6 protein-coding genes and 1 pseudogene are annotated in these 8,622 nt (G+C 64.5%); 3 read left to right on the forward strand and 4 right to left on the reverse strand.

What is annotated here, in order from left to right; genetic code table 11:
• The 3 genes and pseudogenes from EN935_RS12705 to carB form a co-directional block, all read left to right on the forward strand.
• A pseudogene (locus EN935_RS12705) lies at positions 1-367 on the forward strand (metallophosphoesterase); the annotation flags it as partial.
• 210 nt (positions 368-577) lie between these two features.
• Complete coding sequence (locus EN935_RS12710; RefSeq protein WP_348629884.1) at positions 578-1,534, forward strand: SH3 domain-containing protein; 957 nt, start codon at positions 578-580, stop codon at positions 1,532-1,534.
• 255 nt (positions 1,535-1,789) lie between these two features.
• Positions 1,790-5,293, forward strand: a complete 3,504-nt coding sequence (gene carB / locus EN935_RS12715; RefSeq protein WP_127265373.1) for a carbamoyl-phosphate synthase large subunit — start codon at positions 1,790-1,792, stop codon at positions 5,291-5,293.
• Between the two features lie 98 nt (positions 5,294-5,391).
• Here carB and EN935_RS12720 read toward each other — a convergent pair whose 3' ends face one another.
• The 4 genes from EN935_RS12720 to EN935_RS12735 all read right to left on the reverse strand — a co-directional run bounded on the left by EN935_RS12720 (position 5,392) and on the right by EN935_RS12735 (position 8,501).
• Positions 5,392-6,567 carry an FAD-dependent monooxygenase gene (locus EN935_RS12720; RefSeq protein WP_127265372.1) on the reverse strand — a complete coding sequence of 392 codons (1,176 nt, stop codon included), beginning with the start codon at positions 6,565-6,567 and terminating at the stop codon, positions 5,392-5,394.
• 150 nt (positions 6,568-6,717) lie between these two features.
• A complete protein-coding gene (locus EN935_RS12725) occupies positions 6,718-7,110 on the reverse strand; it encodes a RidA family protein (protein WP_127265371.1) in 393 nt (130 codons plus the stop codon).
• Positions 7,111-7,403: 293 nt separating this feature from the next.
• The gene (locus tag EN935_RS12730) at positions 7,404-7,796 is read right to left on the reverse strand and encodes a RidA family protein (RefSeq protein WP_127265370.1); all 393 of its coding nucleotides are present in this window, start codon (positions 7,794-7,796) and stop codon (positions 7,404-7,406) included.
• 240 nt (positions 7,797-8,036) lie between these two features.
• Positions 8,037-8,501 carry a cupin domain-containing protein gene (locus tag EN935_RS12735; protein ID WP_127265369.1) on the reverse strand — a complete coding sequence of 155 codons (465 nt, stop codon included), beginning with the start codon at positions 8,499-8,501 and terminating at the stop codon, positions 8,037-8,039.
• Between the last annotated feature and the right edge of the window lie 121 nt (positions 8,502-8,622).

Below are 8,622 nucleotides of genomic sequence, written 5' to 3' on the forward strand. Positions count from 1 at the left end.
GTTGGTGCGCGCGCCGCTGGCGGCAATCCGGCGCCGGCTGAAGGTGCTCGACCCCGCCTACCGCATCGCGCTGTGCGGCCACAGCCACCGCCCGGAACTGATCGGCATCCCCGATGGTCCCGTCATCTTCAATCCGGGCAGCATCGGCTGCCCCGCCTACGACGATTCGACGCCGCCGGCGCATGTCTCCGAACAGGGCTCGCCGCATGCGCGCTATGGCATCGTCACCTTGGGTGGTGGCGACCGGCCCGACCGCTTCGAGGCCATCGCCGTCGACTACGACCATGAGGCCGCGGCCAGACAGGCCGAACAAGCGGGCCGGCCGGAATGGGCTCACGGGCTCAGGACCGGATTTATGTCAGGTTGAGCTTGCTCATGCCTCAGGCTGAACGCACCGCGTTCGTGCCGCCCGGCTGAACTGGCTCACCGTCTGGTGGGTGGGCTGGCACAGGCGAAACGGCGGTCGAATTTTCGGACTTACATGGCGGCGCGTCGTCCCTTATAAAACCGGCCGGGCATGCGGCGGGCTCGATCCGTCGCGGCATGGTGTCTTTGAGTATCCGCGCACGGCCAAATGATGAGGCGCACAGTTTCGCTCCGAACAACCCTGCATGCGCTGATTGCTGTGCCGCTGCTGATGGCGGCATGGCTGGCCATTGCCCCCACTATGGCTGAAGAGATGGCCGAAGAGGCGCCGGAACTCGTCATCTCCATCGTGACCGGCCTGGCGCCGGACGATCTTCTCAATCTCCGCACCAAGCCATCGCCGATCGGCAAGACCGAGACACGCCTGGCCAGTGGTGCGCGTGTGAAAAATCTCGGTTGCAACGACATTGACGGCCATCAGTGGTGCAAGGTTGAATCCGACGATCCGAAGGCCAGCGGATGGGCGCCGGCGCGCTACCTCATCCCGCTCAATCCGGCCCCCTATGTCGAAGGCGAGACAAAACCGGCCGATGCACCCGCCGCGGCAAACAGCGCGGATGCTGTTGCCACCGGCTCGGATATCCCTGCACAGCCACAGCCACCGCCCGACCTGACGGCGCGGCTTGGCGGCGCCGATCCGGTGACCGGCGCCGAAAGCACGCAGAAATCAGCCGCCGAAATCGGCCGGACGGCCATGCAGGATGCCTACGGCCTGGCTTTCGCTGCGCAGGAAAACCCGACGACCGGCGAGATCGAAGAGCCGGTCGCGGCCCGGGCATCCACTGCCCCGCCACCTGACTCGCAGACCGTCGCGCGGCTGGAACCGCCGTCCGGCCATGCCGCCAATGAAATTCCGTGTGCCCGCTATGTCGGCGAACCGATGACGCGTTGCGCGGTCAGCGTCGTGCGCAAGGGCAGCGACAAGGCCGACGTCACGATCACCTGGCCAGACGGCGGCACGCGTATCATCTCCTTCGTCGCCGGCCAGCCGGCAGGCTCCGACGCGCCCAGCGACTTCCGCTTCACCCGCGAAGGCAGCCTGAACATGATCCGCGTCGGCGTGTCCGAACGCTTCGAGATCACGGATCAGCTGGCGCTGGGGGATTAGAATTTAGGGGAGTAAGGCAGTAGGGCAGTAAGGCAGTATGTTTTAGAAGGCGCACGAAGCCATCCTACTGCCCTACTGCCCTACTGCCCTACTGCCCTACTGCCCTACTGCCCAATCCCTCATTTTCGGGGTTACATCCCGCAAAACTCTTCCCTATAAGGCCCTCCTAGCCTGATACCAGAATCGCGAGCACAACCGGCCGGGTCTTCCCGTCCCGGTTTTTTGTGCAAGCCGCCCGCCAAACGGACCTATGACATGCCAAGACGCACTGACATCAAGTCGATCCTGATCATCGGGGCCGGCCCCATCGTCATCGGCCAGGCCTGCGAGTTCGACTATTCCGGCACCCAGGCCTGCAAGGCGCTGAAGGAAGAGGGTTTTCGCGTCATCCTGGTCAATTCCAACCCGGCCACCATCATGACCGACCCGGAACTGGCCGACGCCACCTATATCGAGCCAATCACGCCTGAAGTCGTCGCCAAGATCATTGCCAAGGAACGGCCCGACGCGCTGCTGCCGACCATGGGCGGCCAGACCGCGCTCAACACCGCTTTGTCGCTGCGCCGCATGGGCGTGCTCGAGCGCTACAATGTCGAGATGATCGGCGCCGACGCCACGGCCATCGACAAGGCCGAGGACCGCGCGCTGTTTCGCGAGGCGATGAAGAAGATCGGCCTGGAAACCCCGAAGTCGATGCTGGCCAACGCCACCGACGTCAAGAACACCGACCGCAAGACACATGAGGCCGAGCGCGCCGCGGTCAAGGCCGAAGCCCCGGCCGACCTCGACGCCGCGCTCGATGCCTTGGAAACCCGCTGGAACCTCGGCGAAGGCGACCGCAAGCAGCGCTACATCAGCCATGGCATGGCGATCGCAGCACAAGCGCTCGACCATGTCGGCCTGCCCGCCATCATTCGCCCGTCCTTCACCATGGGCGGCACCGGCGGCGGCATCGCCTACAACCGCGCCGAATTCTACGAGATCGTCCAGTCCGGCCTCGACGCCTCGCCGACCACCGAAGTGCTGATCGAGGAGAGCGTGCTCGGCTGGAAGGAGTATGAGATGGAGGTCGTCCGCGACAAGGCGGACAATTGCATCATCGTCTGCTCGATCGAGAACATCGACCCGATGGGCGTGCACACCGGCGACTCGATCACCGTCGCCCCTGCTCTGACGCTCACCGACAAAGAATACCAGATGATGCGCAACGCCTCGATCGCGGTGCTGCGCGAGATCGGCGTCGAGACCGGCGGCTCCAACGTGCAGTTCGCCGTCAACCCGGCCGATGGCCGCCTGGTCGTCATCGAGATGAACCCGCGCGTCTCGCGCTCATCTGCCTTGGCTTCGAAGGCGACCGGTTTCCCGATCGCCAAGATCGCGGCCAAGCTTGCCGTCGGCTACACGCTGGACGAGCTGGAGAACGACATCACCGGCGGCGCCACGCCTGCCTCCTTCGAGCCGTCGATCGATTACGTCGTGACGAAGATCCCGCGCTTTGCCTTCGAGAAATTCCCCGGCGCCGAGCCGGTGCTGACCACCGCCATGAAGTCGGTCGGCGAAGTCATGGCCATCGGCCGCACCTTTCAGGAATCGCTGCAGAAGGCTCTGCGTGGACTGGAGACCGGCCTGACGGGTCTGGACGAGATCGAGATCCCCGGCCTCGGCTACGGTGCCGCGACCGCCAACCATGCCGACGACCGCAACGCCATCCGCGCCGCACTCGGCACGCCGACGCCCGACCGGCTGCGCATGGTGGCGCAGGCAATCCGCATGGGCACCTCGCTGGAAGACGTGCACGCCATGTGCAAGATCGACCCGTGGTTCCTCGAGCAGATCGCCGGCATCGTCGCCATGGAGGCCCGCATCCGCGAGCACGGCATCCCCGAGGACGCCGTCAATCTGCGCATGCTGAAAGCGATGGGTTTCTCGGACGCCCGCCTCGCGTCATTGACGAAAACAGACGTCGAAGTGATTGCGAAGATTCGCGAAAAGCTCGACGTTCATCCGGTTTATAAGCGCATCGACACCTGCGCGGCCGAGTTCGCCTCGCCCACCGCCTACATGTACTCGACCTATGAAGTGCCGTTCGCCGGCGCGCTGGCCAACGAGGCGCAGGTCTCGTCGCGGAAAAAAGTCGTCATCCTCGGCGGCGGCCCCAACCGCATCGGCCAGGGCATCGAGTTCGACTATTGCTGCTGCCATGCGGCCTTTGCGCTGCGCGACGCCGGCTATGAAGCGATCATGATCAACTGCAACCCCGAGACCGTGTCGACCGACTACGACACCTCCGATCGGCTCTATTTCGAGCCGCTGACGGCGGAAGACGTGCTGGAGATCCTGCGCGCCGAACAGGCTTCAGGCGAGCTGGTCGGCGTCATCGTCCAGTTCGGCGGCCAGACACCGCTGAAGCTCGCCGATGCGCTGGAGAAGGCCGGCATCCCGATCCTCGGCACCTCGCCCGACATGATCGATCTGGCCGAAGACCGCGACCGCTTCCAGAAGCTGCTGCACAAGCTCGGCCTGACCCAGCCGAAGAACGGCATCGCCTATTCGGTCGAGCAGGCCCGCCTCGTTGCCGGCGAGCTCGGCTTCCCCTTGGTCGTGCGCCCGTCCTATGTGCTTGGCGGCCGCGCCATGCAGATCATCCATGATGAGAGCATGCTGCAATCCTATCTGCTCGACACCGTGCCCGGCCTAGTGCCGGAGGACATCAAGCAAAAATACCCCAACGACAAGACCGGCCAGATCAACACGCTCTTGGGCAAGAACCCGCTGCTGTTCGACACCTATCTGTCAGGCGCGATCGAGGTCGATGTCGACTGCCTGTGCGACGGCAAGTCGACCTTCGTCTCCGGCATTCTCGAGCACATCGAGGAGGCCGGCATCCATTCGGGCGACAGTGCCTGCTCGCTGCCGGTGCACTCGCTGCCTTCCGAGCTAGTCGACGAGCTGGAGCGCCAGACGGCGGCCCTGGCCCGCGCGCTCAATGTCGGCGGGCTGATGAACGTGCAGTACGCGATCAAGGACGGCACGGTCTACGTGCTGGAGGTCAACCCGCGCGCGTCGCGCACCGTGCCTTTCGTCGCCAAGACCATCGGGCGTCCCATCGCGAAGATCGCCGCCCGCATCATGGCCGGCGAGACACTCGAAGACGCCTTCGCCCATTACGGCGCCATGCCCGACCCCAGGAACCCCGGCCACATCGCGGTCAAGGAAGCGGTGTTCCCCTTTGCCCGTTTCCCCGGCGTCGACATATTGCTCGGCCCGGAAATGCGCTCGACCGGCGAGGTCATGGGCCTCGACCGTGACTTCGCGCTGGCCTTCGCCAAGAGCCAGCTGGGCGCCGGCGTCGACCTGCCGCGCTCCGGCACGCTGTTCGTCTCGGTGCGCGACGAGGACAAGAAGGGCATCTTGCCGGCGGTCAAGCGCCTCGCCGGCCTCGGCTTCAAGGTGCTGGCCACCTCCGGCACGCAACGCTTCCTCGCCGAAAACGGCGTCGACGCGCAAAAAATCAACAAGGTGCTGGAAGGCCGCCCACACATCGAAGACGCCATCCGCAACCGCCAGGTGCAGATCGTCTTCAACACGACGGATGGCCAGAAGGCGGTGTCGGATTCGAAGTCACTGCGCCGCGCCACGCTGATGCAGAAAGTGCCGTATTACACGACGCTGTCGGGAGCGGCCGCGGTGGCGGAAGCGATTGCGGCGCTGAAGGCGGGGAGCCTCGAAGTGAGGCCGCTGCAGGAGTATTTTGCCTAATGCATGTCGCGCAAAAGTGGCCCCGGTTTTGCGAGAACAACATGCATAAAGCAAAGACCTAAAGCGCGTCGCCTGAATCCGCTCAAACGCGACGCGCTTTAGAGCGAAGCGGCGGCGGCCTCGGCTTCGGCATAGGCGTCGTAATTCCAGACCCAGGCGCGTTCCTGCCGCTGAGCGTCAAGCTTTCGGTCGCGGCTATGCAAGTCGCCGCTGGAGGCGTCATAGCGAGCACCACTCACGCGCGACATGCGCTGGACGCCGGCAGTGCGCTCGCGCCGCAGTTGCTCGTAAATCAGCAGCGCCCTTGGGGCTGACTTGCGGTCTGCGTGGCTCAGCACCGTCGCCAAGGCAACGGCGTCTTCGATCGCCTGATTGGCTCCTTGTCCGATATGCGGCAGCATCGGGTGGGCGGCGTCACCCAAAAGGGTCAGGCGCCCGCGCGTCCAGGCTGCGAGCGGCTCGCGATCGAACAGGCCCCAGCGAAACGTCGCTTTCACCTGGGCAATGATCGTCTCGACCATTGGATCCCAGCCCGCGAACTCCCGGGCAAGGGCGGCGGGATCGCCCCGCGCCGACCATGACTCCTTCATCGGCTCATCGGTCGTGACAAAGCCGACGTAGTTGATGAGCAGGCCGGCGCGCACCGGAAAGACGAGAAAGTGCCTGCCTGCACCGAGCCAGTTGCGCATCGCTCCTGGCGGCCACGAGACACCAGCCGCCGGGATCACCCCTCGATAGGCGACCGATCCCGAATAGAGCGGGGCGGACGGGGCGACGACGAACTGCTGAAGGGTTGAATGGATGCCGTCAGCCGCGATCACAACGTCGGCCGTGCTGCGCCCACCATTGGCGAAAGTGATGACGGCCTCATCATCATCCTGTTCGAAGCCGATGCATCTGTGGCCAGCCTTGACGATGTCGGCAGGTAGCCGGTCGACGAACATTGCCAGCAAATCGGCGCGGTGCCTGCCGTAGAACTCGATCTGGCCGGCAAGCTCGGGCGGCCACATCGCAGCCGCATAAGAGCCATCGGCGCGACGAAACTGTGGGTCGATCCATCTGGCACCCGAACGGATCAACTCGTCGCCGAGGCCGAGCTGCCGAAGCATCCGCACACCGTTCGGTTGGATCGCGACGCCGGCGCCAACCTCGGCCAGCACCGCCGCCTGCTCGTAGAGACGGACGTCCATACCACGTTGAAGCAGGGCGGCAGCGGTGGCGGCGCCGCCGATCCCGCCACCAACGACCGCCACGCGTAACGGGCTCGTGCTCATGGCTCCGGTTGCTCAAGCATTGTCAGCCAGCCTAACGCCGCTGCACAGCGCAGGCAAATGGCGACCACGTTGAAGAGCATGCATGTCGCAAACCAGAAAGGCTGAATCCGGTACGAACCTGACCAAGCCTTGGGAGAAGGGAGACCCGGCTCACGCCACCGCGACACACTCGATCTCGATATCAAACTCCATTGGCCATGACGCCACCGGCACAAAACTGCGCGCCGGCGGGTTCGTGGAAAAGTACTTCGCATAGACCCGGTTGATGGCGTTGTAGAAGCCGGAATTGACGGCGTAGATGCGCACCATCACCACATTGTCCAGCGAGGTGCCGGCCGCTTCCAGGCAGTGTTTCAGCGCCTTCAGCGAAGCCTCGGTCTGCACCTCGATGTCGCCGCGCACCATCTCGCCTGTCACCATGTCCACCGGCGGCGTCGCCGAGATGAACACGAAGCCGTTGGCCTTCACTGCGGTTGAACAGGGCAGGCCGAGCGCCCGCACCTTGGCCGACATGACCGGCACCTCGATGATTTCTTTCTTCATGGTGATCCTCCCTCTGGTTTAGATGGCTGGCGCCAAGGCCCCCTCACCCAGCCTCCGCTTCGCTCGGCTGACCTCTCCCCGAGGGGAGAGGAGCCCGTCAGCGTCGGGCGCCAACCAGCGCCAACGCAACCTCTTCTCCCCTCGGGGGTCCGAAGGACGGGCGAGGCAAGTGACTCGCCCAGGCACAGGTGGCCGCGAAGCGGCCGGATGAGGGGGTCTTTGCGACAACCTCAGATTTCAGGGAGCTTATCCCGGCACTGGCGGAACGCCAGCGCCGACGCATGGTCCAGGGTTCAAGCCGTCGCCACGCACTCGATCTCGATATCGAACTCCATCGGCCATGACGCCACCGGCACGAAGGTCCGCGATGGCGGGTTTTCGGGAAAATGCCTGACATAGACACGGTTGATGGCGTTGTAGAAGCCGGAATTGACGGCGTAGATGCGCACCATCACCACATTGTCCAGCGAAGTGCCGGCCGCTTCCAGGCAATGCTTCAGCGCCCTCAGCGACGCTTCGGTCTGCGTTTCGATGTCGCCCTTGACCAGCCTGCCGGTCGAGATGTCGAGCGGCGGCGTGCCGGAGACGAAGACCAGCCCCGCGGCTCTGGTCACCAGCGACAGCGGCACGCCGAGCGCGCGCACGGCGGCCGACAGCACCGGCACTTCGATGATTTCCTTCTTCATGGCACTCCTCCCTGGGTTTGCAGGATCGTCGCGCAAGCCCCCTCACCCAGCCTCCGCTTCGCTCGGCTGACCTCTCCCCGAGGGGAGAGGAAACTTGCAGCGCCAACGCTTCCCTCTTCTCCCCTCGGGGAGAAGGTGGCCGCGAAGCGGTCGGATGAGGGGGCCTTGGCGCCATCCTGTAATTGCCGGGAGCTTATCCTTCCGCCGGTGGAACGCCAGCGCCGAACCATAGTCCAGGGCTCACCCCTGCCCCGGATACGGCGTGCCATCCTTGTGCAGGAAACGCCCGTCGGAGCTTGGGCTCATCATGTCGATGTCGGAGCAAGTGATGACATCGTCCTGAAAGCGCGAGCCGACCTCCAGATAAAGCGCGGTCGTGGCGGACCGGTTGATCAGGTGATGGCCATTGCCGCTGTTCTTGGCAAACGTCGCGCAGTCGCCGGCCCTGAGCAACGTCTCGCCGCCATCCTCGACCAGCGTCAGTTCGCCTTCCAGGACATAGACGAACTCGTCCTCATGGCTGTGCCAGTGGCGCTGGCTGGACCAGCCGCCTGATGGTAATGTCATCAGGTTGACGCCGAAATCGGTGAGGCCACCGGCATCGCCCAGACGGCGACGCGTGCGGGTGGCGCAAGGGGCATCGAAGGGCGCAGGGTAGCCGGAGCCTTTGCGGATGGAAACGGCGGACAGGTCGATCTTGGGCATGGGTGCCTTCCCTCACAATGGCCGCCGACGTGTGTTGAGATTCAGGTCAGGCCGAGCCTAAAACGATGGTTTCCGAGAACCGGAGCGGAAACCATCGTTTGCAGGCCGGCATCACCTGAAT

The organism is Mesorhizobium sp. M7D.F.Ca.US.004.03.1.1, assembly GCF_003998635.1.
Lineage (GTDB): Bacteria > Pseudomonadota > Alphaproteobacteria > Rhizobiales > Rhizobiaceae > Mesorhizobium > Mesorhizobium loti.

What these genes read in the sequence shown, in the direction of transcription:
- EN935_RS12735 (WP_127265369.1), bottom strand. Translation starts at nt 8,501, where the DNA reads ATGCCCAAGATCGACCTGTCCGCCGTTTCCATCCGCAAAGGCTCCGGC.
- EN935_RS12710 (WP_348629884.1), top strand. Translation starts at nt 578, where the DNA reads ATGAGGCGCACAGTTTCGCTCCGAACAACCCTGCATGCGCTGATTGCT.
- carB (WP_127265373.1), top strand. Translation starts at nt 1,790, where the DNA reads ATGCCAAGACGCACTGACATCAAGTCGATCCTGATCATCGGGGCCGGC.
- EN935_RS12730 (WP_127265370.1), bottom strand. Translation starts at nt 7,796, where the DNA reads ATGAAGAAGGAAATCATCGAAGTGCCGGTGCTGTCGGCCGCCGTGCGC.
- EN935_RS12720 (WP_127265372.1), bottom strand. Translation starts at nt 6,567, where the DNA reads ATGAGCACGAGCCCGTTACGCGTGGCGGTCGTTGGTGGCGGGATCGGC.
- EN935_RS12725 (WP_127265371.1), bottom strand. Translation starts at nt 7,110, where the DNA reads ATGAAGAAAGAAATCATCGAGGTGCCGGTCATGTCGGCCAAGGTGCGG.